This is a genomic window from Amycolatopsis sp. NBC_01307 (genome assembly GCF_035975215.1).
Lineage (GTDB): Bacteria > Actinomycetota > Actinomycetes > Mycobacteriales > Pseudonocardiaceae > Amycolatopsis.
The window spans coordinates 2,720,051-2,734,987 of the sequence record NZ_CP108403.1; the positions used below are offsets into that span (position 1 = coordinate 2,720,051).

The window sequence follows — 14,937 nt, forward strand, 5'->3', positions numbered from 1 at the left end:
ATGCCCCGGATCCCCGTCATGCAGGCAGTCGTCGACGTCCTGGAGAGCGAAGGCGTCGACACCGTCTTCGGCTGCCCCGGCGCCGCGATCCTCCCGCTGTATAACGCCCTACAAGGCCGCGCGATCGAGCACCTGATCGTCCGGCACGAAGAAGGGGCCACGCACATGGCCGACGGCTGGTCGCGCACGACCGGCAACGTCGGCGTCGCGATCGGGACGTCCGGCCCGGCCGGCACGAACATGATCACCGGCCTCTACACCGCGCACGCGGACTCGATCCCGATCATCTGCATCACCGGGCAAGCGGCGTCGGACAAGCTGCACACCGAGGCGTTCCAGGCGGTCGACATCGTCGAGATCGCCAAGCCGGTCACCAAGTGGGCGGTGCAGGTCAAGGAAGCGGCGCAGCTGCCGTGGATCTTCCGGGAGGCGTTCCGGATCGCCCGCTCGGGGCGCCCCGGCCCGGTGCTCATCGACCTGCCGATCGACGTCCAGAAGCAGGACATCGAGTGGGACTCCTCGATCGACTCGGCGCTGCCGGTCCCGACGATCAGCCCGGCGCCCGCGCGCGTCGAGCGTGCCCTCGACCTGCTGCTGGCGGCCGAGCGCCCGCTGATCCTGGCGGGTGGCGGGGTCGTGCTCGGCGAGGCGAGCGAGCAGCTGCGGGCCGCGGCCGAGCGGCTCGACGTCCCGGTGCAGGTCACGCTGATGGGCAAGGGGAGCTTCCCCGAGGATCACGAACTGTTCGCCGGGATGGCCGGCATCCAGACGTCGCAGCGCTACGCGAACGCCGCCTTCCTGGAGGCCGACCTGGTCTTGGCGCTCGGTGCCCGCTTCGGCGACCGGCACACCGGTGAGCTGTCGGTGTACCGGGGTGACCGGAAGTTCATCCACGTCGACATCGAGCCGACCCAGCTGGGCAAGGTGTTCGGCCCGGACCTCGGGATCGTCTCGGACACCGGCGAGTTCCTCGACGCGCTGCTGGCGGCCCTGGACCACCGCTCGATCGAGCCGCGCCGCGAGTGGGTCGGCCGGATCGCGGAGCTGAAGGAAGCGCTTCCCCGCCGGGAGGACTTCGACACCCTGCCGATCAAGGCGCCCCGGGTGTTCAAGGAGATCAACGAAACCTTCGGCGAGGACACCTACTTCGTCACGGCGATCGGGCTCTACCAGATCTGGTCGGGCCAGTTCCAGAAGGCGCACAAGCCGCGTCACTACCAGGTGTGCGGCCAGGCCGGCCCGCTCGGCTGGGAGATCCCGGCCGCGATCGGCGTCAAGAAGGCGCGGCCCGAGGCCGAGGTCGTCGGCGTGGTCGGCGACTACTCGTTCCAGTTCCTGGTCGAGGAGCTGGCCGTGGCCGCCCAGTACGACGTCGGGTTCGTCCTGATCATGCTCAACAACGAGTACCTCGGCCTGATCCGCCAGGCCGAGACCGGCTACGACATGAACTTCGAGGTCGACATCCACTACGACGCGATCGGCACGGACAACGTGAAGATCATGGAGGCCTACGGCTGCTCGGGCACCCGCGTGCACGAGCCCGGGGAGATCCGGACGTCGCTGGAGTGGGCCCGCAAGGAGGCCGAGCGCACCAGCCGCCCGGTCCTGGTGGAGATCATGATCGAACGCGAGGGCAACGCCGCGATGGGCGCCGCGCTCGACTCGGTCCGCGAGTTCGAACCGGCGGGCTGAGCAGTCTGCCGCAGCTCGTCGTGAGTGCGTAACAGTGTTCTAACACTGTTACGCACTCACGACCCCCCAGCGTGACCCCGGCCGCCGTGCGAGACCCCCGACCTCGCGCGGCGGCCTTTCCGCGTCCGCGGGACGGCGGTTGTCGGAAAGTACAAACGCGGGCCCGAAATTCACCCCTCTTTCAGGGGTTTTGCCGTGGTCCCGGCCACAGCCGAGCGTGTGTACTTCTTCACGAAGCACCCCCGAAAGGACGTCCACAGTGGAATTCCTCCGACCCGCCTCGCTGGCCGACGCGCTCGCCGCGAAGGCCGCGAACCCCGGCGCGGTCCCCCTCGCCGGCGGCACGGACGTGATGGTCGAGATCAACTTCGACCACCGCAGGCCCGAAGCGCTGCTCGACCTCGGCCGCGTCGGCGAGCTGCACGAGCACGGCACCGACGGCGGCCGCATCCGGATCGGGGCCGCCGTGCCCTACACCCGGATCATCACCGAACTGGGTGCGCAGCTGCCCGGCCTCGCGATGGCGTCGCGGACCGTCGGCTCGCCGCAGATCCGCAACCGCGGTTCCGTGGGCGGCAATCTCGGCGCGGCTTCGCCCGCGGGAGACTCACACCCGGCGTTGCTCGCGGCCGACGCGGAGGTCGAGATCGCCTCGGTGCGCGGCACCCGGATCGTCGCGGCGAAGGACTTCTACGTAGGGGTCAGGAAGAACGTCCTGGAGCCGGACGAACTCATCACGGGCGTGCTGCTGGAACCGGCCACCGGACCCCAGCAGTTCAGCAAGATCGGCACCCGCAACGCCATGGTCATCGCCGTCGCCGCCTTCGGGCTGGCGCTGCACCCCGCCGAAAGGCGCGTCGGCACCGGCGTCGGCTCGGCCGCGCCGACCCCGCGGCGGGCGTTCGACGCCGAGGAGTTCCTGGCCGGCGAGCTGGACTGGGACTCACCCCGAGCGCTGACAGACTCCGTGAAACGCCGCTTCGGCGACCTGGTCGCGGCGGCCGCCGCGCCGATCGACGACGTCCGGGGGAGCGCCGCCTACCGCCGTCACGCGCTGAGCGTGATGGCGCGGCGCACCCTGACCTGGGCCTGGGGCGAATACTGCGAAGGGAGCGCGAAGTGCGCGTGAACGTCACCGTCAACGGCGAACCCCGCCGGGCGGACAACGTCTGGGAAGGCGAAAGCCTGCTCTACGTGCTGCGCGAGCGGCTCGGCCTGCCGGGCTCGAAGAACGCCTGTGAGCAGGGCGAATGCGGCTCGTGCACGGTCTACGTCGACGGCGTCCCCGCCTGCGCCTGCCTGGTCGCGGCCGGGCAGGCCGAGGGCCGCGACGTCGTCACGGTCGAAGGCCTCGCCGAGGGCGACGCGCTCGACCCGGTTCAGGAGTCCTTTGTGGAGCAGGGCGCCGTCCAGTGCGGCTTCTGCACCCCGGGCCTGCTGGTCGCCGCGCACGACCTGATCGAGCGCGTCCCCGACCCCAGCGACGTCGAGATCCGCGAGGCGCTGGCCGGGAACCTCTGCCGCTGCACCGGGTACGAGAAGATCCTGGACGCCGTCCGCGACGCCGCCGCGAAGAAGGCGCTCCGATGAGCGCCCCGGCCCGCTCCCCGCAGGGGATGCAGGACACGATCGCCGGCGGCATCGGCGAGAGCCCGCTGCGCCCGGACGGCACGCTCAAGGTGCGCGGCGAGTTCGCCTACTCCTCCGACCTGTGGCACGAGGACATGCTGTGGGGCGCCACCCTGCGCAGCCCGCACCCGCACGCCCGGATCGTCCGCCTCGACGTCTCCCGCGCGCTGGCCCAGCCGGGTGTGCACGCGGTGCTCACCCACGAGGACGTGCCCGGCGAGAACGTCTACGGCCTCAAGTACCAGGACACCCCCGCGCTGGCCGGTGACCTGGTCCGCTACCAGGGCGAACCGGTCGCGATCCTCGCCGCCGACCACCCGGAGATCGCGCGGCAGGCGCTCAAGGAGATCGTCGTCGAGTACGACGTCCTCGAGCCCATCACCGACCCGGAGCGGGCCGCGCACGACGACACCTTGCCGAAGCTGCACCCCGGCGGGAACCTGGTCCGCCACCAGCGGATCGTCAAGGGCGACCCGGCCGCGACGGCCGACGTCGTGGTCTCCGGCGTCTACGAGATCGGCATGCAGGACCAGGCGTTCCTCGGCCCGGAGTCGGGCCTCGCGGTCCCGGCCGAGGACGGCGGCGTCGACCTTTACCTCGCCACCCAGTGGCTGCACGTCGATCAGCGGCAGACGGCGAAGGCGCTCGGTCTGCCGCTGGAGAAGGTGCGGCTGACGCTGTCGGGCGTCGGCGGCGCGTTCGGCGGCCGCGAGGACCTGTCGATGCAGATCCACTCGTGCATGCTCGCGCTGCGCACCGGCCGCCCGGTGAAGATGAGCTACAACCGGCTGGAGTCGTTCTTCGGGCACGTCCACCGCCACCCGGCGAAGATGTACTACGAGCACGGCGCCACGCGTGACGGCAAGCTCGTCTACGTCCGCGCGAAGATGTACTTCGACGGCGGCGCGTACGCGTCGAAGACCCCGGTCGTGGTCGGCAACGGCACCACGCTGAGCGTCGGCCCGTACGACGTGCCCAACGCGCACATCGAGGGCTGGGGCGTTTACACCAACAACCCGACCTGCGGCGCGATGCGTGGGCTCGGCGCGGTGCAGCCGACGTACGCCTACGAGTCCCAGATGGACAAACTGGCCGCCGCGCTCGGCCTGGACCCGGCGGAACTGCGTATCCGCAACGCGATGAGCGAAGGGTCCACTGTGGTCACCGGCCAGGTGGTCGACTTCCCGGCGCCGGTGGCCGAGCTGGTCCAGCGCGTCCGTGACCTGCCGCTGCCGCCGGAGCCCACGGGCGAGCGCGACATCCGGGAGCTGCCCGGCGGCGCGTCCAACACCACCCACGGCGAAGGCGTCGTCCGTGGCGTCGGGTACGGCGTCACGATCAAGAACATCTCCTACGCCGAGGGCCTCGACGACTACTCGACCGCCCGCGTGCGGCTGGAGGTGATCGGCGGCGAGCCGGTCGCGCTGGTGCACACCGCGGCCGCCGAGGTCGGCCAGGGCCTGGTGACGCTGCAGCAGCAGATCGCCCGCACCGAGCTGGGCCTGACGCGCGTAAGCGTGCACCCGGCCGACACGAGCGTCGGCGACGCGGGCTCCAGCTCGGCGTCACGCCAGACCTACGTCACCGGCGGCGCGGTCCGCAACGCCTGCCGCGCGGTCGCCGACGCGGTGTACGCGCTCGCCGCGCTCCGGCTCGGCCGCGCCGTCGAAGGCGCGACCCTGGCCGGCGGCAAGATCGTCGCAGCGGACGGCGAGGTCGTCGCCGACCTGGCCGACCTGCTGGGCGAGACGGCCATCGAGGAGACCCGCGAGTTCCACCACCGCAAGACCTATCCGCTCGACCCGGAGACCGGCCAGGGTGACGCCCACGTGCAGTACGGCTTCTCCGCCCACCGCGCGGTCGTCGACGTCGACCTGGATCTCGGCCTGGTCAAGGTGGTGCAGCTGGACTGCGCCCAGGACGTCGGCAAGGCGATGAACCCGGACGCCGTCGTCGCCCAGATCCAGGGTGGCTCGGCCCAGGGCCTCGGGCTCGCGGTGATGGAGGAGATCCTGGTCAAGGACGGGAAGGTGCGGAACCCGTCGTTCACCGACTACCTGATCCCGACCATCCTCGACATGCCGCCGATGCGCGTCGACGTCCTGGAGCGGCCCGACCCGCACGCGCCCTACGGCGTCCGCGGCGTCGGCGAACCACCCACGATCTCCGCCACGCCGGCGATCGCCAACGCCATCCGCGCGGCCACCGGCCTCGAGCTGCCGCGCGTCCCCATCCGCCCCGAACACATCACTGGAGTTTGAGATGACCACGTCGATTTCCGCCGAGCAGGAGTGGCTGGCGGAAGCCATCCGCATCGCGGAAACGAACGTCGCGAACGGCGGCGGCCCCTTCGGCGCGCTGATCGTGAAGGACGGCGAGATCGTCTCCACCGGCGTCAACCGCGTCACCGCGAACCTCGACCCGACCGCGCACGCCGAGGTCGTCGCCATCCGCGCGGCCTGCCAGGCGCTGGGCACCTTCACGCTGGACGGCTGCGTGCTCGTCTCCAGCTGCGAGCCGTGCCCGATGTGCTTGTCCTCGGCGCTGTGGGCGCGCGTCGACAAGGTCGTCTACGCCGCCGACCGCGACGACGCGGCCAAGGCCGGCTTCGACGACCGTGCCTTCTACGAACTCTTCGACCGTCCCCGCGACACGTGGACCGTCCCCGTCACGCGACTGTCCGCAAAGGACGGTTTCGCGCCCTTCGCGGCCTGGCTCGACAAGAGCGACCGCACCGACTACTGACCTCACCGCTTACTGACCCACAAGGCCAGCTGACCGGAGCATTCCCGAAGAGAACGTCCCGCTCGCCCAGGCACGGTGTTGTGCCTTGGCCTGGCCGAGCACACCCACCGGCAAGGGCAGGACGCATGACCCAGGCAGAAACCAAGGACCCCGTACGCGACGAAGTACCCGAACCGCCACCCGGCCGCAGGACGCTGCTGGACCGGCTCTTCGAGATCCGCGCCCGGCAGACCACGATCGGCCGCGAAGTCCGCGGCGGCCTCACGACGTTCGTCGCGATGGCGTACATCGTGCTGCTCAACCCGCTCATTCTCGGCGCCGCCACCGACATCACCGGCGCCCGGCTGTCCGCCGCGCAGGTCACGACGGCGACCGCGCTGGCCGCCGCCGTGATGACCATCCTCATGGGACTCGTCGGCAACGCGCCCCTCGCGCTGGCCGCCGGCCTCGGCATCAACGGCATCGTCGCGTTCCAGATGGCGCCGACGATGACCTGGCCCCAGGCGTTCGGGCTCGTCGTGCTCGAAGGCGTCTGCATCGTGCTGATGGCCGTCAGCGGCGTCCGCGAGCGGATCATGAACGCCATCCCGCGGCCGCTCAAGACGGCGATCACCGTCGGCATCGGGCTCTACATCGCGCTGGTCGGCCTGGTCAGCGCCGGGTTCGTGACCCGGGTGCCGGACGCGGCGGAGACCACCGTCCCGGTGCGCCTCGGGGCGAGCGGGCACCTGCACGGCTGGCCGATCGTGGTGTTCTGCTTCGGCCTGCTGCTGATGATCGTGCTGATGGCCCGCAAGGTGCCGGGCGCGGTGCTGATCAGCATCGGCGTGGCGACGGTGTTCGCCGTCGTGCTGCACGAGGGGTTCGGCGTCGGCGGCTGGGGCCTCACCTCCCCGGCCCTGCCCGACCACGTCGTCGCGGCGCCGGACTTCGGGTTGTTCGGCCACATCGACCTCTTCGGCGGGTTCGCCTCAGCGGGTGCGCTCGCGGCCACGGTCTTCCTGTTCACGCTGGTGCTGTCCGGGTTCTTCGACGCGATGGGCACGATCACCAGCGTCTCCGACGAGGCCGGCCTGTCGAAGAACGGCAAGGTCCCGCGGATGGGCCGGATCCTGCTGGTCGACGGCGCGGGCGCGATCGCCGGCGGGGTCACCGGCTCGTCGCCGAACACGGTCTTCCTGGAGTCCGCGGCCGGTGTCGGGGAGGGCGCCCGGACGGGCCTCGCCAGCGTCGTCACCGGGCTGCTGTTCGCCGGGACGCTGCTGTTCACGCCCCTCGCCGGGGTCGTCCCGGCCCAGGCCGCGGCGCCCGCGCTGGTCGTCATCGGCGGCATGATGGTCGCCCAGTGCCGCAACATCCCGTGGCACGACCCGGACTACACCATCCCGGTGTTCCTGACCGCGGCCCTGATCCCGTTCACCTACTCGATCACCAACGGTGTCGGCGCGGGCCTGATCGCGTTCGTGCTGATCAAGATCGGCCGCGGCAAGTGGCGCGAAGCCGGCTGGCTGCTTTCCCTGCTGGCGCTGGTGTTCGCGGTGTACTTCGCCGTCGACGGCGTCGAAGCCCTCTTCCGTTAGGAGTTCCCGGTGGCCTTGATGTTCTTCAACGGCGGCGCCATGCGCGGCGAACCGCTGCACCACCTGCTCGACGGCTCGCCCTTCGTGACGAGCGCCAAGACCGCGCCGAAGTACCGGTTCTACGCCGTCGGCGAGCAGTGCCCGGCGCTGTACCCGGTGTCGCACGGCGGCGCGGCGGTGACCGGCGAGGTGTACGACGTCTCGCTGGACGCGTTGCGGGACAAGGTGCTCCCGTCCGAACCGCACGAGCTGGAGCTGGGTGTGGTGGAGCTGGCCGACGGCAGCTCGGCGTTCGCGATGCTGCTGCGGCGGCCCTACACCTCGCATGTCGCCCTGCGGGACATCACCGAGGTCGGCGACTGGCGGGCGTACAAGGCGAGCGCGTGAGGGTCCTGGTCGCGCCCGACAAGTTCAAGGGGTCGCTGACCGCGGCCGAGGTGGCGTCGGCGGTGGCCCAGGGCCTCGCCGACGTCCACCCGGCCCTCCAGGTGCAGTGCCTCCCGGTGGCGGACGGCGGTGACGGCACGGTCGACGCGGCCGTCGCCGCCGGCTTCCGCCGGGTCCGGGTGCCGGCGCGCGGGCCGACCGGGTGGCCGCTGACCGCCTGTTACGCGGTGCGCGGCGACACCGCCGTCGTCGAGCTGGCCGAAGCGTCCGGGCTGCACCGCCTGCCCGGTGCGCCGGCGCCGCTCGAGGCCACCAGCGCGGGCACCGGTGACGTCATCGCGGCCGCCCTGCGCGCGGGGTGCCGCCGGATCGTCCTCGGCGTGGGCGGCAGCGCCTGCACCGACGGCGGTGCCGGGATGCTGGCGGTCTTGGGCGCCCGGCTCCTGGACGGCGCGGGTCGCGAGCTGCCGCCCGGCGGGGCGGCCCTGAGCCGGCTCGCCGCGCTCGACCTGTCCGGTCTGGACCCGCGGTTGTCCGAAGTGGACATCGAGCTGGCGAGCGACGTCGACAACCCGCTGTTCGGTCTCAACGGTGCCGCTGTGGTCTACGGGCCTCAGAAGGGTGCGTCGCCCGACGACGTCGAGGTGCTGGACGAGGCGCTGCGGCACTGGGCGTCCCACGCCGGCCCGGAGTTCGCCGAGCGGCCGGGCGCGGGCGCGGCCGGGGGAGTGGGGTTCGCCGCGATGGCGGTGCTCGGTGCCCGGATGCGTCCGGGCATCGGATTGCTGCTGGAGCTGCTGGGCTTCGACGATGCCCTGGCCGGTGCGTCGCTGGTCGTCACCGGCGAGGGATCACTGGACCGGCAGACGCTGTCCGGCAAGGCCCCGGCCGGCGTCGCCCGGGCGGCGGCGGACAAGGGTATCCCGTGCGTCGCGGTCGCCGGACGCTGTCAACTGTCCACTGAGGAGCTTTCGGGCGCGGGCATTTCGGCCGCTTACGCGCTGACGGACCTCGAACCCGACCCGGCCCGCTGCATGGCCGACGCTTCCACGCTGCTGCGGCGGTTGGCCCACCGGGTCGCGGTCGATCGGCTCTGAACAGCCGTTACGCCGGTTTTGTTATCATCGGAACCATGGCGACGAAGACAGCGGCGGACACCCGCGAGCGGATCCTCGAGGCCGCGGCGGCCCTGCTGGTCGCCGAGGGCCGCGACGGTTTGTCGACCCGAGCGGTGAGCGCGGCCGCGGGCGTCCAGCCGCCGGCGCTGTACCGGCTGTTCGGCGACAAGGACGGCTTGCTCGACGCGGTCGCGGCGTACGGCTTCGACGAGTACCTGACGAGCAAGCGCGAGCTGGGCTCGACCGGCGACGCGGTCGAGGACCTCCGGCGCGGCTGGGACCTCCACATCGAGTTCGGCTTGTCCCGCCCGGAGTTCTACGTCCTGATGTACGGCGACGCCCGCCCGGGCCGCACCTCCCCGGCGGCGCGCGAGGCCGAAGCGATGCTGCACGCCATCGTCACGCGAGTCGCCGAAGCGGGCCGGCTGCGGATGAGCGTCGAGCGCGCGGCGCGGCTGGTCCACGCGACCGGCATGGGCGTGGTGCTGAACCAGATCGCGACGCCGCTCGAAGAACGCGATCCCGAGCTGTCGGTGACGGCCCGCGAGACGGTACTGGCCCGGATCCTGACGGAGGAGTCGACGCCGTCGGGCGCGGACGACCTCCCGGGCCGGGCGATCGCCCTGCGGGCGGGGCTGGCCGGGACGACGGCGTTGACCGACGCCGAGCGGGTCCTGCTCTCCGAGTGGCTGGACCGCATCGCCGACGCCTGAGGCGGCAACCGAATCACCGTGTCGTCTCGCTGATCACGCGTGTCGACCCTCCAGACACGCATGCCGGCGTTCTGATCACGGCTGGCCCGGTGGACCTTGTGACGGGAACGCCGGCACGCGTGATCAGGAAGCCGACACGCGTGATCGGAGGGACGACACGGCGTTCGGGTGTCGGGGTGGTTGCCGAGTCGGCCGTCAGGGCTGGATCGGTTCAGAACTATCGGACATTGCCTGTCATCGCTCCGTGGCCCAATATGTTGCGGCCCGCAACATATTGCGACAACGACGTCGGAGGGTCCCGATGATCAGCTGGAAAGCGGTCCTGGCCTGCGCTGGAGTGAGCGTTCTGCTCGCCGGCGCACTGCCCGGCACGGCGCTGGCGAGTGGCACGGCGACGGACTGCTGCGGCGGTGGTGCGTCCTGGGCCACGGGCAACAAATCCGCCCTCGGCACGTCGACGACCAGCGCGAGCCCGGTGTGGTTCACCGTGGCGAACGGCGTCACGTCGGAGGTGTTCTACCCGCGCGCCGACGTCCCGAACATGCAGGACATGCAGTACGTCGTCACCGACGGGAGCAGCTTCGTCGACCTGGAACGCGACAACACCAACCACGTCGTCACCATGCCGGACGAGAAGGCGCTGCAATACACCGTCACCAACACCGCCAAGAGCGGGAAGTACCGGATCACCACCGACTACGTCACCGACCCGGCCCGCGCCACGCTCGTCACCAACACCCGGTTCCAGTCCCTCGACGGCGGCAGCTACCGGCTCTACCTCCTGGCCAACCCGTCGATGGCCGGCGGCGGCGCCCACGATAACGCCTGGTGGGACGGCAGCGGCCTCCTGGCCAGTGGCACCGAGACGCTCTTCGGCGGCGCGGCCACCACCGTCGTCTCCGCACTGCGCGTCTCGACCGGCTTCACCGCGCACGACGACGGCTACACCGGTGCGGGCAGCGACTGCCTGACCGACCTGCGTGCCGACAAGACCCTGAACAACCAGTTCGACACCATCTCCGGCACCGGCAACGTCGTCCAATGTGGACAGATTCCGGTCGGCGCGGACACCACGTTCACCGTCGCGCTCGGCTACGGCGGCACCGCGGCCGCCGCGACGTCGGCCGCGAGCGGGTCGCTGAGCAGCGGGTTCGCCGCCACCTCGAGCGCCTATCGCAGCGGCTGGAACTCCTACGTCGGCAGCCTGAAACCCGCCCCTGCCAGCGTTTCGGGGGACACCCAACGCCGTCGCGCCTACTACGTCGCGGCGATGGCGCTCAAGACCGCCGAGGACAAGCAGCACCCGGGCGCGAGCGTCGCGGGCCTGGCGACGCCGTGGGGCGACTACACCAACGGCGACCAGCTCAACGACGGCTACCACCGCGTCTGGGGCCGTGACCTCTACCAGCAGGCGACCGGCCTGCTCGCCGCCGGCGACGCCGCGCAGGCCAAGCGGATGGCCCAGTTCCTCTGGAACTCCCAGTGGATCGGCAGCCCGACCGCGGGTGACGGCGTGACGTACCCGGCCGGTTCGTTCCCGCGCTACAGCCCGGTTTCCGGCGTCGCCGGGGCCAGTGCGCAGCAGCTCGGCTGCTGCGAGCAGCTCGACCAGGACGCCGACGCGATCCTGCTGGCCTGGCTGACCGGCGTCACCGACGCCTCGACCTACGCCAAGGTCAAGACGACGGCCAATCACATCGTCGCGACCGGCCCGGACACCACCGAGCGGTGGGAGGAGCAGTACGGCAAGTCGCCGTCGTCGATCGCCGCCGAGATCGCCGGGCTCGTCGCGGCCGGCGCGATCGCGCGGGCCAACGGCGACACCGCGAGCGCGACGTCGTGGGAGTCCACCGCGGACTCCTGGCGCAACTCCCTGGTGGGCTGGACGGTCACGACGTCCGGTTACTGGGGCGGCCACACCTACTACGAACGCCTCGACCGCAGCGGCAACCCGAACGACACGGGCACGATCTGCTTCGACGAAGGCTGCTTCTACGAGCACGACGTCACGGACTTCGGGTTCCTGGACCTGGTCCGCCTCGGCATCCGGTCGGCGAACGACACCACGATCGCGAACTCGGTCGCCCCGACCGCCGCCGCGTCCGACGGCAACTCGACGGTGCAGGTGACGCTGCCCAACGGCGACGTCTACTTCCACCGGTACGCCCACGACAACTACGGCGAGAGCACGTCGAACTGCAGTGGCTGGCCCGCGGGCGGCGCGCAGCGGTTCGGCCGGCTGTGGCCGGTGCTGTCGGGGGAGCGCGGCCAGTACGAGCTGGCCAACGGCCGCTCGGCGGCGGTGTACCTCAAGTCGATGGCGGACTCGGCCAACGACGGCTACTTCGTGCCCGAGCAGGTCTGGGACCGCGCCGACGTCGGCTGCTTCGGCCTCGGCCGCCCGACCGGCAGCGCGGGCCCGCTGATGTGGGCCGAGGGCCAGTACCTCCGGCTCGCGCAGAACATGGACGCGGGCCACAACCTCGACACGCCGTCGATCGTCAAGGCCCGTTACGGCACCTGAGCGGCCAGCTTCCGGGCCCGGGTCAGCAGCTTCTCGACCCGGGCCCGCAGCTCGGGCGTCTCCTGACCGAGGTCCGGCAGCAGATTCGTGTAGTCCGACACGAGACTCCGGTAGCCGCGGACGAACTTGCTCTTGGCCTTCTCCCGCGCGTACCGCTTGTCCAGGTCGATGATCTCCTGGGCGAGGACCGCGGCCGCCGCCGACAGTTCGGTTCGCGCGTCCGCTTCGGCGTCACGGCGTTCCTGACGGGCCAGCGCCGTGCGGGCGGTCCGGCGGGCGGCCAGGTAGAGCGCGGCCGCACCCAGGAGCACGGCCGCGATCGCGGCCACCGCGACGAGGTAGCGCGGCAGGGACGGGCTGACCGTGCGGCCGCCGTCGGGGATCGCGCCGGAGCGGACCAGCAGGTCGTAGTTGACGACCGCCACTTTCAGCGCGTCGACCGGGTTGTTCGTGAACGCGTCGATGCCGTTGCCGATCATCGACTCCGCGACGAACGCCTTGCCGAAGTTCTCGTCGTCCTTGTCCGGCAGCTGGGAGCAGCCGTACTTCTCGAAGTCGTCGCCATCGCGGCTGAGCATCAGGGCGAGGGTGCCGTCGGCCGCGCCGGACACGCTGTCGCACGCGTCGCTCAGGTCGGTGCCCGGCTCGAGGAACGCGACGGTCAGCCGCCGGTTGCCGATCACGCGTTCCGCGGCGGCCTGGTCGATCGCGACGCCGGGCGCGGCGTACACCGACGACGTCCGCAGCTGCCGGGCGACGGGTGAGTCGAACACGCCCGCAGACCACACCGCCCAGCCCGCCAGCACGAGGCAGCCGAGCACCGCGACGCCGAACGCGCTGCGGAAGAACCGTTTCACGCGAGCCTCCCCTGCAGAAACGCGGCCGGCCGGTAGTCCGCGCGGCCCAGCAGCTCGGCGGTGGTGTCCAAATCGGACTCGGCCGCGTCGAGCAGACCGTGTACGTGCTTGTCCGGCAGCTTCTGGTCGAACGCTTCGCGGGCCGCCGTCAGCTGGGTGATCCCGCGGGTGAGCGACGCGTCCGACGCGCCGCCGGTGAGGCCCGAGATCTCCACGGCCAGTGCGGTCAGACCGGCGAGCCGGGCGGGTACGCCGACCCCGGTGCCGGGCCGGCCGGGCCGCAGCACCTTGCGCGCCGACAGGGCGAGGAACCCGACCGCGCAGGCGGCGAAGAGCCACGGCAGCGCGGGCAGCGCGACGCGGACGGGGTCGAACGGCACGTAGGGCAGCGGGCGGTCGAACAGCCCGGCGTAGCGGATGGCCGTGACGCGGTCGAGCCAGGCGCCCAGGACGTTGCGCTGGGGGTAGGCGTACTCGCTGAGCCGGTCGCCGAACTGGCCGTAGAAACTGGCCGTGGCGACGTCGGCGAACGCGGCGGCCGACGGCCCGTCGTACTCCACCCACGAGCCGTACATCGCCACGATCGGGCGGCCGGGGAACTCCTTGGCCAGCGCCGGGCCGTAGTGGATCAGCGGCTGACCGGCCGGCTGCTGCGGCAGTGCGACGTACAGCGGCTGGGCGCCGGGGAACGCCGCCGTCGACGCCGGGACGTCCTTCATCGTCGCTCCCGGCGCGATGAACCGGCCGGTGCTCTGGAGCGCCGCGGTGGCCGCGGTCAGTTCGCCGGCGGTCGGGTCGCGCCGGGCGAGCGCGGGCTGGTCGGGCGCGTCCGGCTGGTGGTTGAGGTGGGCGACCAGGGTGGTCAGCGACTCGGTGACGTCGCCGGTGGCGAACTGCCGGATCCACTCGCCCGCGCGGTCGGCCGAGGCCTGGAGGACGCCGCCGCTGACCTCGGTGCCGATGACGCGGACGGTCGCGTCGTCGACGTCCCGCAGCCGGGCGCTGTCGTCCTTCTTGAGCCCGGGCGGCGCGACGAGGATGCGGGCCCCGGCGCTGCCGGCCGCGGCCTTCACGGCCTGGTCGTCCCAGGTCGCGATCGAGCCGGGCAGCCGCACGACGGGCGCGGCCTTGACCATCGCCGTCAGCTGCTCGGTGGACGGGATGGTCGCGCCGCTCAGCTCACCCGCGGAACCCTCCGGGATCGGGTCGGCGCCGGCGGGCGCCTGGCCGTAGCTGACCTGGGTGCTCTGCTTCTGCACCAGGAGGAACGCCACCAGCACGACGACGGCCACGGCGAGCAGGATCCACCGCACCCGGTCCGGCCAGTGCCTAATCACGGGCTGCTTCGTCACAGTCGGCTCAGTCACGGGCGGCCCGCCACAGTTCGTCGGCCCGGACGGCGTGGTCGTGGGCCGACTCGGCCGCCCGCGGCCCGCCGTGCGCGGCGGCGAGGGTCTCGGCGCGGGCGAGGAGCTGCTCGGCTTCCGGCTGGGACGTCGTCGCGGCGTCGCGGCTCACGGCGGCGCTGTCGATCGCGGCCCGCGCGGCCGACCAGGCGGTCCGCCGGCGCAGGTCCCGGTCCCGCAGCCGCGGCACGGCGACCACCCCGGCCCCGGCGACGACGACCACCACCACGGCGACCACCCACACCACCCACGTCATCCCGGTCCACCTCCGCTAGTCGGGGAGGAG

Annotated in this window: 13 protein-coding genes; 10 read left to right on the plus strand and 3 right to left on the minus strand. The window is 71.8% G+C overall.

What is annotated here, in order from left to right:
- The 10 genes from gcl (at position 1) to OG439_RS12050 (ending at position 12,388) form a co-directional block, all read left to right on the plus strand.
- Positions 1 to 1,692: a glyoxylate carboligase gene (gcl, locus tag OG439_RS12005; protein WP_326949465.1), complete on the plus strand. Its 1,692-nt coding sequence runs from the start codon at positions 1 to 3 to the stop codon at positions 1,690 to 1,692.
- Positions 1,693 to 1,951: 259 nt separating this feature from the next.
- Positions 1,952 to 2,821: an FAD binding domain-containing protein gene (locus OG439_RS12010; protein ID WP_326949466.1), complete on the plus strand. Its 870-nt coding sequence runs from the start codon at positions 1,952 to 1,954 to the stop codon at positions 2,819 to 2,821.
- Positions 2,812 to 3,282: a (2Fe-2S)-binding protein gene (locus tag OG439_RS12015; RefSeq protein ID WP_323327814.1), complete on the plus strand. Its 471-nt coding sequence runs from the start codon at positions 2,812 to 2,814 to the stop codon at positions 3,280 to 3,282. Before OG439_RS12010 ends, OG439_RS12015 begins: the two co-directional genes overlap by 10 nt.
- Positions 3,279 to 5,582 (plus strand): xanthine dehydrogenase subunit D, encoded by a 2,304-nt coding sequence (pucD, locus tag OG439_RS12020; protein ID WP_326949467.1) that lies wholly within the window; start codon positions 3,279 to 3,281, stop codon positions 5,580 to 5,582. Before OG439_RS12015 ends, pucD begins: the two co-directional genes overlap by 4 nt.
- A 1-nt stretch (position 5,583) precedes the next feature.
- Complete coding sequence (locus OG439_RS12025) at positions 5,584 to 6,066, plus strand: nucleoside deaminase (RefSeq protein ID WP_326949468.1); 483 nt, start codon at positions 5,584 to 5,586, stop codon at positions 6,064 to 6,066.
- Between the two features lie 125 nt (positions 6,067 to 6,191).
- The gene (locus OG439_RS12030; RefSeq protein WP_326949469.1) at positions 6,192 to 7,646 is read left to right on the plus strand and encodes an NCS2 family permease; all 1,455 of its coding nucleotides are present in this window, start codon (positions 6,192 to 6,194) and stop codon (positions 7,644 to 7,646) included.
- Between the two features lie 9 nt (positions 7,647 to 7,655).
- The gene (locus OG439_RS12035; protein WP_326949471.1) at positions 7,656 to 8,033 is read left to right on the plus strand and encodes an allophanate hydrolase-related protein; all 378 of its coding nucleotides are present in this window, start codon (positions 7,656 to 7,658) and stop codon (positions 8,031 to 8,033) included.
- Positions 8,030 to 9,130, plus strand: a complete 1,101-nt coding sequence (locus OG439_RS12040) for a glycerate kinase (RefSeq protein WP_326949472.1) — start codon at positions 8,030 to 8,032, stop codon at positions 9,128 to 9,130. Before OG439_RS12035 ends, OG439_RS12040 begins: the two co-directional genes overlap by 4 nt.
- 35 nt (positions 9,131 to 9,165) lie before the next feature.
- Complete coding sequence (locus OG439_RS12045) at positions 9,166 to 9,864, plus strand: TetR/AcrR family transcriptional regulator (RefSeq protein ID WP_326949473.1); 699 nt, start codon at positions 9,166 to 9,168, stop codon at positions 9,862 to 9,864.
- A gap of 301 nt (positions 9,865 to 10,165) precedes the next feature.
- Entirely contained in the window at positions 10,166 to 12,388 is a 2,223-nt protein-coding gene (locus tag OG439_RS12050; RefSeq protein ID WP_326949474.1) for a glycoside hydrolase family 15 protein, read from the plus strand.
- Here OG439_RS12050 and OG439_RS12055 read toward each other — a convergent pair.
- The 3 genes from OG439_RS12055 to OG439_RS12065 are packed head-to-tail and all read right to left on the minus strand — an operon-like array spanning position 12,376 to position 14,907.
- A complete protein-coding gene (locus tag OG439_RS12055; RefSeq protein WP_326949475.1) occupies positions 12,376 to 13,245 on the minus strand; it encodes a hypothetical protein in 870 nt (289 codons plus the stop codon). The genes OG439_RS12050 and OG439_RS12055 overlap by 13 nt on opposite strands.
- Positions 13,242 to 14,582, minus strand: a complete 1,341-nt coding sequence (locus OG439_RS12060) for a hypothetical protein (RefSeq protein WP_326949476.1) — start codon at positions 14,580 to 14,582, stop codon at positions 13,242 to 13,244. Before OG439_RS12060 ends, OG439_RS12055 begins: the two co-directional genes overlap by 4 nt.
- A 22-nt stretch (positions 14,583 to 14,604) precedes the next feature.
- Complete coding sequence (locus OG439_RS12065) at positions 14,605 to 14,907, minus strand: DUF6403 family protein (RefSeq protein WP_326949477.1); 303 nt, start codon at positions 14,905 to 14,907, stop codon at positions 14,605 to 14,607.
- Between the last annotated feature and the right edge of the window lie 30 nt (positions 14,908 to 14,937).